This is a genomic window from Amycolatopsis sp. NPDC023774, from assembly GCF_040639695.1.
Lineage (GTDB): Bacteria > Actinomycetota > Actinomycetes > Mycobacteriales > Pseudonocardiaceae > Amycolatopsis.
The window spans coordinates 1-15,462 of the sequence record NZ_JBFAAJ010000042.1 but is presented as its reverse complement, the minus strand read 5'-3'; the positions used below and the strand labels follow the sequence as shown (position 1 = coordinate 15,462).

General features: G+C 67.0%; 11 protein-coding genes and 3 pseudogenes. 5 read left to right on the top strand and 9 right to left on the bottom strand.

What is annotated here, in order from left to right; translation table 11 throughout:
- Positions 1–70: 70 nt before the first annotated feature.
- The 4 genes from AB0F91_RS42330 to AB0F91_RS42315 all read right to left on the bottom strand — a co-directional run bounded on the left by AB0F91_RS42330 (position 71) and on the right by AB0F91_RS42315 (position 4,102).
- On the bottom strand, positions 71–385 hold the full coding sequence (locus AB0F91_RS42330) for a hypothetical protein (RefSeq protein ID WP_360607354.1): 315 nt from the start codon (positions 383–385) through the stop codon (positions 71–73).
- Positions 382–2,112, bottom strand: coding sequence for an ABC transporter ATP-binding protein (locus tag AB0F91_RS42325; RefSeq protein WP_360607352.1), 1,731 nt, complete (start codon positions 2,110–2,112; stop codon positions 382–384). The genes AB0F91_RS42330 and AB0F91_RS42325 overlap by 4 nt, the downstream gene beginning before the upstream one ends.
- Complete coding sequence (locus AB0F91_RS42320) at positions 2,109–3,035, bottom strand: hypothetical protein (protein WP_360607350.1); 927 nt, start codon at positions 3,033–3,035, stop codon at positions 2,109–2,111. The genes AB0F91_RS42325 and AB0F91_RS42320 overlap by 4 nt, the downstream gene beginning before the upstream one ends.
- Positions 3,036–3,193: 158 nt before the next feature.
- Positions 3,194–4,102 carry a DUF1611 domain-containing protein gene (locus tag AB0F91_RS42315; protein ID WP_360607348.1) on the bottom strand — a complete coding sequence of 303 codons (909 nt, stop codon included), beginning with the start codon at positions 4,100–4,102 and terminating at the stop codon, positions 3,194–3,196.
- A gap of 598 nt (positions 4,103–4,700) precedes the next feature.
- Between AB0F91_RS42315 and AB0F91_RS42310 the strand changes: the two are divergent.
- The 3 genes and pseudogenes from AB0F91_RS42310 (at position 4,701) to AB0F91_RS42300 (ending at position 8,307) form a co-directional block, all read left to right on the top strand.
- Positions 4,701–5,437 (top strand): annotated as a pseudogene (locus AB0F91_RS42310) (SAM-dependent methyltransferase).
- A 575-nt stretch (positions 5,438–6,012) separates the two neighbouring features.
- Positions 6,013–6,210 carry a hypothetical protein gene (locus AB0F91_RS42305; protein WP_360607346.1) on the top strand — a complete coding sequence of 66 codons (198 nt, stop codon included), beginning with the start codon at positions 6,013–6,015 and terminating at the stop codon, positions 6,208–6,210.
- Positions 6,211–6,402: 192 nt separating this feature from the next.
- Positions 6,403–8,307 (top strand): phosphatase PAP2 family protein, encoded by a 1,905-nt coding sequence (locus tag AB0F91_RS42300; RefSeq protein ID WP_360607344.1) that lies wholly within the window; start codon positions 6,403–6,405, stop codon positions 8,305–8,307.
- 1,008 nt (positions 8,308–9,315) lie between these two features.
- Here the strand turns inward: AB0F91_RS42300 and AB0F91_RS42295 are convergent.
- Entirely contained in the window at positions 9,316–9,858 is a 543-nt protein-coding gene (locus tag AB0F91_RS42295; RefSeq protein WP_360607342.1) for a hypothetical protein, read from the bottom strand.
- Between the two features lie 358 nt (positions 9,859–10,216).
- Between AB0F91_RS42295 and AB0F91_RS42290 the strand changes: the two are divergent.
- A pseudogene (locus AB0F91_RS42290) lies at positions 10,217–10,324 on the top strand (IS3 family transposase); the annotation flags it as partial.
- A gap of 88 nt (positions 10,325–10,412) precedes the next feature.
- Here AB0F91_RS42290 and AB0F91_RS42285 read toward each other — a convergent pair.
- Both AB0F91_RS42285 and AB0F91_RS42280 read right to left on the bottom strand, forming a co-directional pair.
- Positions 10,413–10,577: pseudogene (locus AB0F91_RS42285) on the bottom strand (IS3 family transposase); the annotation flags it as partial.
- Between the two features lie 13 nt (positions 10,578–10,590).
- Complete coding sequence (locus AB0F91_RS42280; protein ID WP_360607340.1) at positions 10,591–11,082, bottom strand: hypothetical protein; 492 nt, start codon at positions 11,080–11,082, stop codon at positions 10,591–10,593.
- 244 nt (positions 11,083–11,326) lie between these two features.
- Between AB0F91_RS42280 and AB0F91_RS42275 the strand changes: the two genes are divergently transcribed.
- The gene (locus AB0F91_RS42275; protein WP_360607338.1) at positions 11,327–12,490 is read left to right on the top strand and encodes an NAD(P)/FAD-dependent oxidoreductase; all 1,164 of its coding nucleotides are present in this window, start codon (positions 11,327–11,329) and stop codon (positions 12,488–12,490) included.
- A gap of 970 nt (positions 12,491–13,460) precedes the next feature.
- Here the strand turns inward: AB0F91_RS42275 and AB0F91_RS42270 are convergent.
- Together AB0F91_RS42270 and AB0F91_RS42265 are read right to left on the bottom strand one after the other, a co-directional pair.
- Positions 13,461–14,585, bottom strand: a complete 1,125-nt coding sequence (locus AB0F91_RS42270) for an FAD-binding oxidoreductase (protein ID WP_360607336.1) — start codon at positions 14,583–14,585, stop codon at positions 13,461–13,463.
- A gap of 407 nt (positions 14,586–14,992) precedes the next feature.
- A complete protein-coding gene (locus AB0F91_RS42265) occupies positions 14,993–15,262 on the bottom strand; it encodes an integrase core domain-containing protein (protein ID WP_360607334.1) in 270 nt (89 codons plus the stop codon).
- Positions 15,263–15,462: the final 200 nt, after the last annotated feature.

The following is a 15,462-nucleotide window of genomic DNA, read 5'->3' as shown; positions in this document are numbered from 1 at the left end:
GGGACGAAAAGAACCACCGGTGTGGACACCGTGTGTCAGCATCGGCTCACGGACACGAACTTTCCCGATGTCAACAGCCGGATGGCCCACAACTACCGGAGTGGACCACCCAGCACAAAACAAGCGGGCGCGCCCAGCGCGCCCGGCTGGGTGGACTCACCTGAAGTCCCGGGACGTCAGTCGCCAGCGATTTCAGGTCCGGGGGCGTGACCTTGTCGGCCACGATCGAGACGGCGCCTTGCCCGCCTTGAGCAATACCGTGCACCAGCAGCGCCGGGCTGCCGAGCCAGATCTGCAGCGCTTTGGCCAGGCCGAGCATTGTCGAGGAAGGAAACACCGGCTCTCCGCCGAACGGGATCATGGGCAACCCAGGCAGTTCGCTCACCGCGGCAGCGCGGCCAACGCGCCGTTGTCGAGGTGGATCGTGCGGATGGCCAGCCGCGTCAGGGCCGGCTGGTGCGTGGTCATGATGACGGTGCGGTCGCGAACGAGGCGGGTGAGGGCTTCTACGACGAGTTGTTCGGCTTCGACGTCGAGGCCGGCCGTTGGTTCGTCCAGGAGCACGATGGGGGCATCGACCAGCAGCGCGCGAGCGATGCCGACCCGCTGGCGTTGGCCGCCGGAAAGGCCGGTGCCGCCGTCGGCGAGCCGGGTGTCCAGGCCGTCGGGAAGGGCGTCCGTGAACCGCGTGACCAGCGCGGCGTCCGCCGCCTGTGCGACCTGGTCGTGGGTGGCGTCGGGCCGGGCATAGCGGATGTTGTCAGCGAGGGTGCCCGAGAACAGAAAAGTGTCCTGCAGGACGACGGCGACCTGGCGGTGCACCCACTCCACCGGGAGGTCTGCCAGTGGTTGGCCGTCGAGGAAGAGCCGCCCGGCGGTGGGTCGGTATAACCCTGCGATGAGCGCGAGCACGCTGGATTTGCCGGCTCCGTTGGGACCGAGAAGCGCGACGCGTTCGCCACGGCGGATGGTGAGGTCGAGGTGGTGCAGGACGCTCCCGCGCCCGTAGTCCAAGTCCACCGCCCGCAGTTCGACGTGGCCAGTGGCACGGGCAGGCAGCGGTCGCGCCGGAGTCGGCGACCGCGGCGCCTGGTCGAGGATGCCGGAGACCCGCTCGGCTGACGCCGCGCCCTGGCTGAAGGTGATCGAGAGCTTCGACAGCCCTCGCATGGGTTTGACCATGTCGTTGAGGTAGCTCGTGACCACGACCAGGAGGCCGACGGTCCACCAGTGGTTGAGCACGCCGAGCCCACCGACCCAGAGCAACACCGCGGCGCCGGCCGCGGTGACCACCTCTAGCATCGGGGTGAACCGGGCTCGCAACTCCACGGCACGGAGGCCGGCTTGCAATGTTTCGCCGTTTGAGGTGGCGAACCGCTCGTCGTGCAAGTCGTGTCGCCCGAACGCGTGGATCGTGCGGATACCGTGCAGCGATTCGGACACGAACCCGGCGAGGGCGCCTTCGGCGGCTCGGCGGCGACGAGCGGCGGCGCGGGTGAGCCGGGTGTAGCGGGCAGCGGTGATGAACACCAGTGGGGTGCAGGCGATCGCGATCAGCCCGAGGCGCCAATCGACCGACAGGAGTACCGCGGCGAAGCCGGCGATGGACAACAATCCCGGCAACAGCGTGGAGAACATGTCGACCAGGCTGTCCTCGATCCGATCGGTGTCGATCGAGATGCGGCTGGTCAACTCGCCCACGGCCTGCCGGTCGTGGAAGGTCATGGGCAGGCGCTGCAGGTGCCCGAAGACGTCCGTCCGGATCTCGGCGGTGATGCGCTCTCCTGCACCGTTCATCACCCGGTCGCCGAGGTAGTCGAAGGCCCCTGACGCCAGCGTGATGACCACGACCGCGGCGGCCGCCGCGGTCAGCTGCGCCACGGCGGACCCGCCGAACACCGTCGCGAGCGGGGCCAGCGGGCCGCGCGGCCGGCCGCCCTTGAATACACCGTCGATGACGAGAGCCAGTGGCCACGGGCGCGCCAGGTCCGCGAGCAGCTCACCCATCCGCAGGCCGACACCGAGGGACAAGGCACGCAGGTGCGGGCGGCCGTACGAGCGGAATCGCCACAGCTGCGGCAGTAGGCCGCGATCGAGTACATGACCGCTCATGCGCCCACCGCCTTGGCGGGTTCGGCGCGAGCCCTCTTGCGCAGTTCCGAATTGCTCACACCGGGCCGGATGCCGTGTGCGGCCATCGCGGCAAGCACACCGGGCGCGAGCTGGGGATCCGCGTGCGTCATCGTAGCCAACAGCCGGGAGAAGTGCCGGCGGCCCAGCAGCGCGGGGGTGGCCCGAGTGGCCGCATCGTCGTCTCCGGCGAGTTCCATGCTGCGCAGCAGCAGGGCGTCGAACCTGCCGGGGCCGGCGCCACTGGCCGTCACCCGCTGCCGTGCCGACCAGCAAGCCGAGGCCCAGACCGTGCCGTCGGCGTGCGGATCCTGATGCCGTCCACCGTGGAAGTGGGCCATCGTCCAGCGCGGGTCAAGCTTGCGGCGTCGCTGGTCCCAGACAGGGATGTGCTGTCGATGCCACCCATAAATGTCGTCAGTACGCAGAAGGATCGCGGTCATCACGTCCGCGGTACCTTCGTCCAAAGCGATCTTCGTGTTCGTCTGCCGCTGTGCCGGGCGCAGCTGGTTCAGACGGAAGTCCGCGGTGTGCCGGCAGAGGTGGTGGCCGACCTCGTGGTAAATGATCGCGGCGTTGTGTGCCGGTGCGTGAAAGTACCTGCGGCGGTCCGGCGCAGCGAGAAACGCGCGGCCACGGCCGAGATGTACCTCGCCGGCCGGCCGAATCGGCGTCGCCTCGCCGTTGCCGGGGTTGGGCAATCGGTAGTGGCCGCCGCCCCAGTGCGGCCGATCGTGCATCCCGATCCGGACCAACAGGTGCGGAAGCGGATGGTGCAGCGGCCCGGCGACGAACCGCAGCGCCCGCTGCACGTGAAAAGCGGTGTTGACCACGCCGAATGCCCTGGCCTGGTGGTCGGCCGCCGCTGAGACCAACGGGCCGCCACCCGAGGCCGGGTCGAACACCAGGACGTCGTCGTCGAACAGAGTGCCACCACGCTCATCGCGAATCGTCGCCTCGGGTAGAACGAGCTCCGCCGGCCTGACCTCGAGCACGTCGAGGTCGACCTCGCCAAGCTGCCCGGGACCTGGGCGACCGTCCGGTGTGTATGCGGCCGCCAAGGTCATGCCAATACCGCCTCACCGGGGCTGAGAAGCTCAACTGCCGCTCCGTTGGCGAGGGCGGCGGGCGACAACACGTCCAGTCCGGTGGCCGCGACGGCTTCCCGCGACGCCAGCGGGCTGGCGGTGACCAGGCCGCTGATGGCCCGGACGGGGGCCCCGAGATCGTGGAGGATCCTGACCCCGGCGACGGCGCTCAGCGCGTCACGCACGGCCAGCACCACCGCGTCCGCGAACCCGGGGAGAAACGCCAGGAGTGCGGCCGTGTCAGCCTGCAGCAGCCCATCGGCGAGCTCCAGCACCACGGCGTCCGATCCGCGGCGCGCCAGCTCGTCCCTGATGCCGATCATGGTGGCGTGCAACCGTTCGATCGGGTAGCCGAAGGTCGACGGCATGCCGAAATCGAGAAAGTCGACCACTGCGGACGCGCCCGCATCCTCGTACATCCACCGGTCCTTGCCGCTGCCCGAGCCGGTGACCTTGCCGGCCGCGGCGGTCAGCCCGGCGCGCGTCCAGCCATTGACCAGGGACGCCGCCGTGGTGGTCTTGCCCGCGCTCATGGACGAACCCACCACCACGACGGTCGCCGGGGGAGACCGCGTCGGCGGCGGCGCGCGCAAGGACAAGTTCTCGAGGGAAAGCGCAGCACCTGCCGGATCTGTCAGCGGACCGATCACCGACAGCTCCGTGGGTGGGCCATGGCGAGCGTGCGCCGAAGCGACGACACCGACCACCCCGCCCGCGGTCAACAGGTGCGCCGCGGTGCCGCGGGGCAGATAACCCTCATAGAACTCTGTGGCGTACCGGTTGCCGCACGCGCCCACCACGATATCCCTCGGATACAGGCGCGCACGCCGACCATGAGCGTTCTCCAGGCTCTCGTGCTCCCCGACACGCTTCACACTGGACACCACCAGATCCCCCAGCTGCGGCTCAGCCGCGAAACCTCCCAGCCGCGTGCGCTCCCGATCGGTGACCCTCCGTGTTACATAACTCCACTTGGCATCAGACAACCCCTGCATCACGCGATCCCCTCGAATTTGATCTACACCACTTAGTCGACACATCTAATTGCGGTTCAAAATCATCCTCAAGGATTGCATTCCATCGGCAACGCCCGCAACAGCCGACCTGCTGTGAAATGTCTGAAACATCCGGATTTGATGTCGATATTGAGCGATTGGCGACAGCTCGCACCGTCGCCATTTTCAGCGCTCCCAATTTGGATTCGTCACCAGGATGACCGGCCTCGTCCCAGAGCGTCACGTCTAATATGAAAACAATTCGGAGAGTGGGAAGCTGAAGACCTACTCCGGCGAACACTTCGAACGCTGGTGGCTTGTGGGTTAGCGCGGGACCGCACGTGCCGGCAGGTGTAGACCTGCTGCGGGGCCGAGAGCGTGGCCGACGAGCGGCCGATGGCTGCACTGCGTAGAGCAACTGCCACGATTGCGAGGAGGATGGTGTCTGTGTCGGGTGAGCTGAACGCTCACCCCGGGGTGGACCCTAATTTGGCCATCCCGGATCTACGGCTACCTGCTCGGCGGGAAAGACCACTACGACGTAGAAGAAGCCAGGCGAATCATGGAAAAGATGCCTGAGCTCGCCGACGCAGCGCGGGAGAACCGTGCCTTCCTGATTCGGGTGTGCCGGTTCCTCGCGACGAACGTCGGCATCACCCAGTTCCTCGACTGTGGGTCGGGGCTCCCGACCGCGGAGAATGTGCACCAGGTGGCGCGGCGGATCAACGCCGACTCAAAGGTGGTCTACACCGACTACGACCCGATTGTCGCCGCGCACGGGCGCGCCCTCCTGGAAGAAAACGACCGCACGCGCTACGTCCAGGCCGACATCTACGAGCGGAAAGCATCCTCGTCGACGACGTCGTACGATCGCACCTGGACTGGGGCCAGCCGATCGCAGTTCTGTTCGTCGCGACCCTGCACCACTACAAGGCGGACCGCTGCCGGCCTGCTGAAGTCACGGCGGAGTTCCTGAAGCAGTTGCCCTCAGGCTCGTACGTCGTCATCTCCCACCTCGTCGACCCGAGCGACGGGGCTGGCGATGATCAGGCCATCGCGCAACTCCGAGACATCGTCAGCTCGGGATCACTGAAGGGCGTGATCGGCCTCGGACGCGCCGCGGAGATCGTCCCCCTGACCGACAGGTGGCCGGACGGCCCCATGCTCCAACCCCCGAACGTCGCGCAGCGGATCATGGTCGGCGGAGTTGCCCGCAAGCCCTGATCAGGCGACCAACATCGAAACCTGAACGACCACGTCGTCGAGTGCTGCATCGTGAAGGACGGATCGTCGTCGCACGAGATCTCATCGAGGTGCCCATCAGCAGCAACAGCGGATCGTCGTGAGAGTGGCGCGCTGGGTGGTAGACCGTGGCGCGGAGGGCCGAGCGCCGGTGGCCGCTGGGATTCGCACCGGCCGCAATCGGGATCGGCTGCGCGGAACAGCCGAGCACGCCGCAGTGGCCGCGCTGGCCCGGAGGCGCTGCGCGGGTCGGCGTTCGGTCTGCTGGCCACCCGTCCAGGCGCTGGGTAACGTGGCGGGAGCGTGATCGCCGGAGCACACCGGGGCGTCCTTGACGCGGAGCTGGAGCAGCCTGTTCGGTCGGGCCCGAGGCGGGTGAAGGTGCCGGCGGTGGCGAGGGCTTCGACGACGGGCCGGTCGAGCTGCACCCGCTCGGTCACCTGCCCGATTGACGCGTAAGTCGCGCCGCGCTCTGGGCCGCCGGCGCCGCCTCGGCCACCCGCGCCGAGCACATCCCGGGCCTGGCCATCGGCCACGACGCCCCCGCCCTGCCCGGCATGACCACCTTCGAACTCGCCGCTGCGGACCTGTGGGCCACCGGCATCACCCCCGACCGCCACCCCATCGAATTCCTCCGCACCCACCTCAACCAGCTCGGCGCCACCCCCCGCCGGCCAGCTCCTCGACGTCCACGATTCGCGCTGCTACCAGAGGCCACGCGGCCGGGTCGCGGCCGTCGCTTCACTCGGCGCTGATGGCGCTGGGACGTACACCTCGGCTGCAGGCTGGGCGTGGTTTCGTCGCGTTGGCTGACTGTTCACGATCATGTCATCGAGGCCTGGGTCGGCTGTTGCTTGGGTCGCAGAGTCTGGGCATCGGACCGAACACCGATGCCGGGCCAGGGCCGGCGGGTCCAGGACCCGCGCGCGATTCTCTGGAGCGCGTCGATGCCCACGCCCGAAAAGCTCGACCGTCGGACCTTGCTGCGTCGTTCCGCGCTACTGTCCGTCAGCCTGGTGGCGGCCCCGACGGCGCTCAGCCGGCTCAGCGTGGCGGAAGCGGCCGAGGCGACGGCCGGCGCGGAGTCCTTTGTTGACTCCTACCGGACCAACGTGATGGCCAACCTCACGGCGGAAACCAACGCCGCTGTCCGCGTTCTGGCCGGCATGGAAGAGCTCTGGCGCACCGGAACGACCTGGGACAACGGGACCGTCCTGAGCGAGGACGTACTGCACGCGAGCATGCGTCACGTTGCGTGGGTGACCCAGCAGCGGACCCCCGAGCAGGCCAAGCGCGCGTTCATCTACGACCGCCGGCACCAGAGTTACGCGGCCATCGACGGCCTCGGGCCACTCGCGGGGATCTACAAAACCGGCGCCAAGGCGGTCACCGGCATTACGGCGGCGCCCGACGGCACTCCACCCTCGACAGTGGATGACTCGGTGCCCCCGGACGCGCCGCCCGGCTTCGCGCTCGGCGCCGGCTCCCCGGACTCGGCCCTCGGGCAGGTCGTTCAGCTCGTCAACACCCTGCGCGGGCCCTTCGCCTCGGGCAACCCGGCGAAGTACGTCTACCAGTACCCCAGGCCATGGCGGATGACCGCGGACAGCCGGGTCGTCCCGACCGGTGCCACCGACGAACTCGGCTACCCGATCTACCGTTCGGACGTGATCGTCGCTCCGCAGCTGCTGCGCCAGCGAAGCGTCAGTCCCCCCGATGACGGTGGCTTCCCCAGCGGGCACACCAACGCTTTCCACCTGGCCTGCCTCGCGCTGGCGTATGCGATCCCGGAGCGATTCCAGGAGTTGGTGACCCGAGCGTTCGACCTGAGTGACACGCGGATCGTCGCCGGTATGCATTCGCCTGTCGACGTTCTCGGAGGCCGCGTGCTGGCCACCGCACTGGCCGCCGCCACCTTGGCTGACCCGCAGAACGCTGGGCTCAAGACGGCAGCGCGGGCCCAGGCCAGCCAGTACCTTCAAGCCCAGACCGGCACGACGCCGAACACCCTGTTCGCCTACGCGCACTCCGCTGCCACCGCGACCGATCCCTATGCCGACCATGAGGTCAACAGGAAGCTCGTCGCTGATCGGCTGACCTACGGGTTGCCGCGGCACGGGCGCCACGTCGAGATGACGGTCCCGAAGGGCGCCGAGGTACTGCTGGAAACCCGCCAGCCGTACCTGACCGCGGCCCAGCGGCGAGAGGTGTTGCGGACCACCGCAGTGGCATCCGGTTATCCGGTGCTGACCGGGCCCGAGCAGTGGGGCCGGCTCAACCTGTTCGCGGCGGCCGACGGTTACGGGGCGTTCGACACCGATGTCCGGGTAGAAATGGATGCCAGTCGCGGCGGCTTCTTCGCGGCCGACAGCTGGCGCAATCCGATCGGCGGGCGTGGTGCTTTCGTCAAGGCGGGTACGGGTGAACTGACGTTGGGCGGCGACAATCGCTACACCGGCGGCACTCGTATCGAGGGCGGCAGGCTCGCCGCGGGCACGCCGTCTGCCCTGGGTTTCGGCGAGGTGGAGGTCCGCGCCGGGCGACTGCGGCTCACTGCGCAGGATGTCCGGCTGATGCGCGGCTACCGGCAGCGATCCGGTTCCACCCTGGCGGTCTCGTTGCGCCGGCGGAACCGGGCGGCCCTCACCGTAGCGGGACCGGTCACTCTCGACCGGGGCGCTGTTCTGGAGATCGCACTGGAGGACGTGCGCGCGGGGGACGTAGTGCCCGTGCTGGCCGCAGGCGCATTGCACGGTCGGTTCACCACGCTCACCGTGGTCACTCGCGGGTACCGGGTGTCGCCGAATTACACGACGGCCGGACTCTCGGTGCGGATCCTGGCGGCCGCCTAGCATCATTGCTCGCCACCGGGCACGGTGGACATGGCCTGTCAAGTGTGGTGTTGATCGTCATGGGTGTGTCCTCCGTGGACGGTTCGTCGTCAGTGTGGGCTGGGGCTTGCGACCGAGCGGCGGAACCTCGGCGTGCTCAAGCCCGACCCCGAGCGCGGGTGTGCCGGGTGCGGCCGGGGCGCGTGCTGCACGTCGTCGGCGACAGTGAGCTCGCCGAGCAGCGGCGCGAGATCTACCGCTCCGGGGAAGTGCAGGGATGGTCGCTGCAGCCGATGGCGCCCACCCAGACCCCGCCGGCGGAGGTCCGCGACCGGTTGGCCGCGGCCAATGCCGGGCCGAACCGGTGGCACTTGAAGCTGCAGCGCTACGACTGGGTGACGGTGTACTCGGCTGGCCGAAGAACGCGTCCGCCAGCGGGTGGACGCCCGTGGAGGCTGTGCAGTTCCGGGGGAAGCTCGCGGACCGCGTCGCTGAGCCGGCCCCGGATGGACCCTCCGTCTCTTCGAACAGATTGGACACTGGACCGAAGAGCAGATGGGCGACGTCGTCGACGGGGTCATCAATGCGCTCACCGTGCTGCGCACCGAACTGACCTCACACACTCAGCGCGCGTGACCGGCGCCGTAACGCAGGGGCGCAGCTGCGGCGACCGACCTGCCCGTGTCGGTGCAGGGGTTTCCGGTCTGATGGTCAGCCGGGCATCCGCTGCCTGAAGACTTCATCGGCTGGCTCCCGGTCTCCACCGTCGCCGGTGACTTCGTCGAGCAGGACACGGGCGGTGGGGAGGCGCGGAAGCCCGTAGCGTTCGCGTCCTCGTCGCCCTGCGCGCGAGCTTGCAACGGTGCCCAGGTATGGCGGGAAATCGGCCGCCCCTGGTCTGCGAGACCCATGTTCATCCCGCCTTCAGGAGATGCCTGCCCAGACAAACCGCGATTCACGTCACGGGCAAACCCGCCTCGCAATGATCATCGAATGGGTACTCGCGCGGTGAACGACTGGCGAGATCACCTATCCGCGGTGCGTTTGCCCAGGCCGTAGGAGCCGAGGAACACCACGTACCAGAGTGTTCCAGAGGATCGCCCAGTCAATGAAACCCAACGCGTCCCCGTGGAGCGTCCCCGCGGAGGCCGGCTCGTGGAGTACGTGCGGCGCCAGCACGAAGTAGTAGAGCAGGTAGGTCCCGCAGGCCAGGGCGCCGGTGATCGCGATGCGGAGAAGCACGTTTACTCCGGTGGTGAAGCGGGTCGGCCGGTTCTCGAAGATGTTGGCCCAGGCGATCATCCAGAACGTCCAGCATACCCCGAGCTCGGCCGCGTGCACGGTCACCCCGCCGCCGAGCGCGGTGACGTTCGCCGGGCCCATCAGGAACTTCGCCACGTGCAGGAGGACGAAGTCCGTCGAGTACATCGACTGGGTGTTGCCCTGCCCGACCAGGGTGACCGAGTGCAACGCGGAACCGTTCACCTTGCCCGACGACACGATCGGGGCGACGGTACCGGTCCAGAACTGGCCGTAGAGCTTGCCGTCGGTGCCGATGTAGAGCACCGGCATGGCCCCGAGGCTGGGTTCGCCGAGTCGATCGCGCTGTGCCCGGTGGACATCAGCACCCCCGCCGCGCCGTTCGGGAAGGTCTGGAACCACAGCTGCACACTCAGATAGCTCGCCGAAGCCACAAGGTTGTTCGGCAGCTGCATCGACCCGGCGCCGTTGAAATAGCTCGACGTGCTCGGCGAACCCGGGTGCGGTGTCGAGTCACTCGGCGACACCGTGGTGAACGCGCCGTTGTCCGCACCGAGGTTCGCGGTGACCTCATCGACCGCCGTCGTCCCCGCGCTCTGGTTGAGCCGCCAGTAGGCATACGGCTGCCCGTCCAGCACCGTGGAGCGATAGTGCTACCGAGTGTTCAACCTTGGAACACGAAGTGCTCTCCCGTCATCATTTCAAAACCCGGAAAGAAGCACAACAGACTATTGTTGAATGGGTCGTCGAATTCTACAACCGACGACGTCGCCACAGTTCCTGTGAAGCAGTGCCCGATCGACTACGAGACCACTGCGGCCAATCGAGCCGCATAGAGGAGCCCTCCACGGTTCGGGGGGAAGCTCAATCCGCTGGGTGTTGTACCAGCCGTCTATGTAGGCAAACCGGGCGTTCTCGGCTTCTTCCCTTGTCCGCCAACTATTCCGATGAACCAACTCGGTCTTGAGCGTCGAGAAGAAGTTCTCTATCAACGCGTTGTCGTAACTGTCGCTGACCGAGCCCATCGACTGAGCGATCCCGTTGTCAGCCAACCTGGTCGATAACCGGAACGCCGTGTAGGCGAGCCCCTGCCCGAATGGTGGACCACTGGCCCTCCCAGACCTGCCGTGACCACACCGCGTCCTCCAGCGCGCCGAGCACCAGCTCGGTGTCGCAGCGACCCGAGCATTTCCAGCCCACGATCCGGTTGCAAAACGCACCGCGCACGGGGTGCATTCGTTCGCCGGCCAGGGACTGAACCTGGGGATCCAGGACGCGGTGGTGCTCGGCGCGCTTTTGGTGGAAGGGCGGTCCTGCGGTGTTCGCCGAGTACGAGCGGGTGCGTAGACCGTTCGTCGAGCGGTTCCAGCGGCACCCACCTCCCTGCCTCAGCTGACTTCCCAGCCGGACGGCGGAGACGTTCACCGAGGTTTGTACGGGGAGATCGCGGACCTTATGGCCTGCGACCAGCCTGAGGTCGAAGCCTTCGGCAGGCGGCTGACGGCCGACGTTTCGACTTAATGTGATCAGCGTCACGCTGTATGCGGTTGACCTTGACCCATACGTGCAGGTTTTACGTCCGCACGGTCGACGCGTGGGCCGACAACCCGCTGCAAGATCTGCTCTGAAGGGTACGGCTGGCCGGCGTCGACCAGCCAAGGCGGCCATCGTCAAGCCCGAGGACTCGACTCGTGCGGCTCTCACCGAAATCTGTGCGGTGTGCTGCCGAACGGTCTGCTCAAAAGTACCGCACGCCGCTGAACGCTCAGCGTCTGTTGAGATGGACAAGATCAGCGGCGATTGGTCGGTGCATACTGGTGTCGTGCAGTCTGTGATCGTCATTGGGGCCGGCCAGTCCGGCATCGCGGCAGCGCTAGCCCTGCGTCGGGAAGGTCTTCAGCCACTCGTACTGGAGGCTGCCGAACAGCCCGGAGGTTCATGGCCGCAGTACTACGACAGTCTCTCATTGTTCACGCCGGCGCGGTTCAACGGACTTCCCGGATTTCCGTTTCCGGGCGACCCCTCCCACTTCCCCACACGCGACGAGACAGCCGACTACCTGCGCGACTGCGCCGCGGCGCTGGACTGTGAACTCTGGACCCGCACCCGAGTCACAGCCGTCACACGAGCCGACGGGTTCTACCTGGTGCGAGCTGAAACCAGCGCTGGTCACATCGTTGAGATTCCCGCCTCCATGATCGTCGCGGCTACCGGCACCTTCTCCCACCCGCACCGCCCCCACCTGCCGGTGCTCGACCACTACACCGGGCGCGTACTGCATTCGGCTGAGTACCGCAATCCCGCGCCATTCGCCGGACAACGGGTCGTCGTGGTCGGCGCTGGCAACTCGGCCGTCCAGATCGCCGCCGACCTCGCCGCGCATGCCCGCGTCACCGTGGTGTCCCGTTCGCGGATTCGATACGCGACTCGTAAACCACTGCCGGGCGCCTCACCTGTCTGGGCAGGGCTGGCGCTCGCGGCACGGCTACCTGTCGGCCCCTTGCTTGCCCGGGGTTCCAGTTCTCCTCTCGTCTTCGCCGACCGCGCGGTGCAAGCCTTGGGGAACCCCGACTACCGCGAAATGTTCAGCACTGCACGGGACACAGAACTCCGGTGGCCGGGCGGGGGCACCGAACACGTCGACACCGTGATACTCGCCACCGGCTATCGTCCGGCCCTGTCCTACCTGAACTGCATCGGCGCCCCCATTGCTAGCGACTCGCCGTTGCAGCGTCACGGTCTCTCCCTTACTGAGCCCGGACTCGGCTTCGTGGGCCTGCGCCACCAACGCACGCTTTTCTCCGACACCCTGCATGGAGTCGGACGTGATGCCCGGTACGTATCTCGCCGTCTCGTCGTGTCGCATTCCGGGAGTCCGCCGGCCGGTGGCCTGCCGACGACGGCGAGGTCCGGTGAGCACCACGCCCAACATCGGCAACGATGACCTCGCGCCCAAGCGGTCGGCCAAGGACCCGCTGACGCGCTACGAGCAGCTGCCGCAGGCCGAGCTGGCCGCGATCGACGTCGACCTCACCGTTGCCGCGGCCTGGGCGACCACTTCCGTCCCCACCCCAGCCGCGCCTCACCGCCCCGCAGATCGAGCTCACCTCGGACCGGCCCCTGACCAAGGCCTACATCCGGCCGCGGCCCTTTTCAGCCATCAACGCGTTCGCCATCACCTCGGTGACCGCTGGCCGGGAGCCGAACCCTACGAATCTCCGGAAACACCGATCACGGGATAGACCCAAGTGTCGAATCTTGGGACAGCTTCGGCTGGGGTATGCCCGACCGGTCAATCGGGTTTGTCCTTTTGATGGCTGTCGTGAGTGCTGAAGGCCACGTACAGGGCTGGGACTGGTGTCCGAGCGCGAAGTTGCCGGAGGAACTTGGCGACGGCAGTGATCTTGGCAGCAGTTGACCCTGCTGAGCGCTTCAGCTGAGGATGGTTCGGGCAGACACCGTCGGCATCGCGTTCGGTTCAGCCCTGCTCGTCGTGTCAGCACGGAACCGCGTAGCTGCTGCTGAAGTCATGAGTCGGCGCGCCCTCCCCGCCGGCCAGCTCCCCGACGCACCCGGATCAAAGTCGGCGGCGCCGTCACCCACAAGCAGCGGCCGGCGACTGCGGGCGGTCACGTTCCTCAACCTGGAGGAGGCCGTCATGACGAACGTGATCGTGTCGACCGGGCTCCTTCGCCGGAGTAGGCGTCGTCTGCGCACTACGGGGCGTTCGTGGCGCGGGATCGTGCAAGTGGGCAACCCGTCGGGCAATGCGGATCCGATGCCGGTAGCTCGGTCGCACTGAGAGGTGCAGACCACTCAGGTCCTCAGCCTCTACTTGACACTCACCGGATTCACTCATCAATTGTCTGCTTGACCGAGAAAGGCTCGGTACCTCCCACCAGGCGCCGCTCTTGTCAGGCACGGCCCAGTCGACCGGGACCGAGTGCGTCCAAAGTGGCACCGTAAGCCGCGGTTCTCGCGGACAGTTCGCCTTCGAGCACCGCGTCCGCAGCGATGGCGGCCAGCGCGGGCGCCATCTGGATGCCGTAACCGCCCTGGCCGGCGACGAAATGGAATCCTTCATGGCCGGCCCAGGAGCCGACCACCGGTGCGCGGTCGGCGACGAATGACCGCAGACCTGCCCAAGCACGCCGTACGCTGCGCAGACCGAGTGTGGTTATGTCGTTGATCGACTCCAGCGCGCGGGCCACCGCCAGCTCGTCCGGACGTGCGTCACCCGGTGCGGTGTCCGTCTCATCGGCCGGAGAACCCAGTATCAATGTGGCTTCCGGCTTGAAGTACCAGCGTTCCAGGATGTCGAAGATCATGGGCCAGTCGCTGATTTCACCGCTGAACGCGGTGGGACTGACGAACGCGGACCGCACCTTCGGCTGCAGGCCCAGCGTCGGCACTCCGGCCAGCTTCGCCACTTCGTCAGCCCAGGCGCCGGCCGCATTGACCACCTGCCCGCAGCTGATCACCTGAGTGCCTGCGGTGACCCGCCACTCTCGTCCAGTCCGCTCGACGTGGCGAACCGGGGCGTCGAGCAGCAGATTTCCGTTACGCCGCTTGAACTCGCCCAGGTAAGTTCCGTGCAAGCCCGCGACGTCGATATCCATTGCGGCAGAGTCGAGCGCGCCTTCGATGATCCGGTCCGCGCGTAGGGCCGGGCACCAGGCGACCGTCTCCGCAGAGGTCAGCTGGACCAGCTCCCGATCTGCCTTCGCTGCGTGGGCGAGCGCGCGCAGACTTTCCGGGTCCGTTGCCACCCAGATCAGCGGCCGAGACCGGAGTAACTCCGTCCCGTACTCGACCGACCTGGCGTCGTACAGTGATCGGCTGGCCGCGGTCAACGCGCGAACGACAGCGCCACCATAACTCGGTAGGAAAGCCGCTGCGGAACGACCGGTGCTGTGTACGGCCGGCGAGTACTCAGCCTCGACGAGAACCACCGACACTCGAGATGCCAGTTCAGCGGCGACCGACGCACCGGCCATCCCGGCACCCACGACAACGACATCAGAAACCAGATCGGACACGAGCCCCTCCTTCATCCGTCACCAACCTTAGGCTTCGCGGCGCGCCGAGTTGTCAGTCGGACTACGTCATATGTGGTGCGGACAAACGGATTTTCCGACTCAGAAATGGTCGACCACCGACCCGAGCAGACATCACCGGACTGCCACCAAAGGGCGGTAAGCCGAGGTCAGCCACCGTTCGAGTAGTGACAGAAGCCGGTTCAACCATCCCCTCCGTCCCGGTGTGGCGAGCCGGCGCACGACAACCACCAGATCCGTGACGATGTGCCCGGGATCACGATCGCGTGTGCCTAAAAGGCCATAACAGATTGAGTGTTTCGTGAGTCGGCACCGGTAGATGACGCTGCTGGTGATGCCCAGGAAGGCGTCATGAATGAACCGCCACGGGTAAGGGACCGGCTTCGGTGTTACACCAGCGCCGGTCGGCGTGGCGGGTGTTGAGCGTAGTAGGCGCTCTCGTATTCGACCGGGGTGAGGTACTCCGGGCGGGAATGTAGGCGGGCGTTGTTGTACCAGTCGACCCACTCCATCGCTGCGTACTCGACCTCGGACAGGTTCGTGAACGGGCCGTGCCGGTTGATCAGTTCGGTCTTGAACAGCCCGATGATCGACTCTGCCAGTGGATTGTCATAGGCGTCGCCGACCGAACCGATGGACGCCGATAATCCTTGGTGCAAGGGGAATCTGTGAAGGCAACCGACGTATATTGGGCGGATTCAACTGGTGGACGCAACATTGGTGTCTTGGATTGATCGTAGATGATCGTCGAGGGCTTCGGCGGGTGATGCGCCCCGGGTCTGGTGCAGGCTCTGATCCCATGGAGGATGCGGAGCATGGCGGCACCGAAGAAGTACAGCGACGAGCTGCGTGAGCGGGC